Source organism: Polaromonas sp. P1_E3 (assembly GCF_056405935.1).
Genome location: NZ_JBFUBD010000700.1, coordinates 1 through 951, shown reverse-complemented (window position 1 = coordinate 951; position 951 = coordinate 1). Strand labels below are relative to the sequence as shown.

Sequence of the window (951 nt, the reverse complement as noted above, 5' to 3'; positions counted from 1 at the left end):
AGGCCGTCAAGAARAACGACTGGACTCCCGCAGTMCTGACAGGCGAGGCATTTGCCAAGTTTGTGGACGACGACTTTGCGGCGCTGCGCGCCACGATGGTCAAGTCCGGCATGGTCTGATCTTCCGCGTTTTTACGCCACCCGCGCTTTCGCGTATCAGCTGCACGCGGTTCCGTCAAATTTGATGAAAATTTGACGAAAGGCCCGCGTGCCCCCAGACTGCTTATGTCTGGCCCAACCTTCCCCGCCTTTCGGGAACTATAACGATGACAACTTCAGATCCCTCGGCCGTCTGGCCGCAAACTCTGGTCGGGGCCGGTGTGCTGCTGACCGGCCTGGCGCTGGCCTTTGGCGCGATCAGCATTTCGTCCGAGGCCGGTTATGGCGGTGTAGGCCCCAACTTCCTGCCCTGGGTGGTGTCTGTGGGCCTCGCGATTTGCGGCGCCTTCATCATCTGGGAAGCGCAGAGCGGCGGCTTCCGGGACCTGGACCTGCCTTCCGGTGCATCGCAAGCCTACTGGCCGGGTTTTATATGGGTCTCTGCGGGCTTGTTGCTCAATGCCGCCCTCATTACCACCATCGGTTTTATCCTGAGCTGCACGCTGTGTTACTTGCTGGCTGTGCAAGGCCTGCGCCGTGCGGGTGGCCAGACAAGCGTCAATGCGCCGCTGACCTGGGTCACCGATTTTGGGGTGGGTTTCGCGATTTCCGCGCCGGTGTTCTGGATGTTCACGAAATTCCTGGCGATCAATCTGCCGGGCCTGACATCAACGGGGTGGATCTGATATGGACATTTTTAATGCCCTGATGGCGGGTTTCGCGACAGCGATCACGCCGGTGAATTTGCTCTGGTGCCTGGTGGGTTGCGCCCTCGGCACAGCGGTAGGTGTGCTCCCCGGCATCGGCCCTGCGGTAGCAGTGGCCATGCTACTGCCCATCACCGCCAAGGTCG

The 951-nt window shown here is 60.7% G+C and carries 2 protein-coding genes and 1 pseudogene; all 3 read left to right on the top strand.

Going from position 1 to position 951, the window contains the following annotated elements; genetic code table 11:
- Nucleotides 1-119 (top strand): annotated as a pseudogene (locus tag AC1D0Z_RS22905) (tripartite tricarboxylate transporter substrate binding protein); the annotation flags it as partial.
- Between the two features lie 146 nt (nucleotides 120-265).
- Entirely contained in the window at nucleotides 266-784 is a 519-nt protein-coding gene (locus tag AC1D0Z_RS22900) for a tripartite tricarboxylate transporter TctB family protein (RefSeq protein WP_477660425.1), read from the top strand.
- Nucleotide 785: 1 nt separating this feature from the next.
- The coding region (locus AC1D0Z_RS22895; protein ID WP_477660426.1) for a tripartite tricarboxylate transporter permease at nucleotides 786-951 on the top strand (166 nt) is incomplete at its 3' end.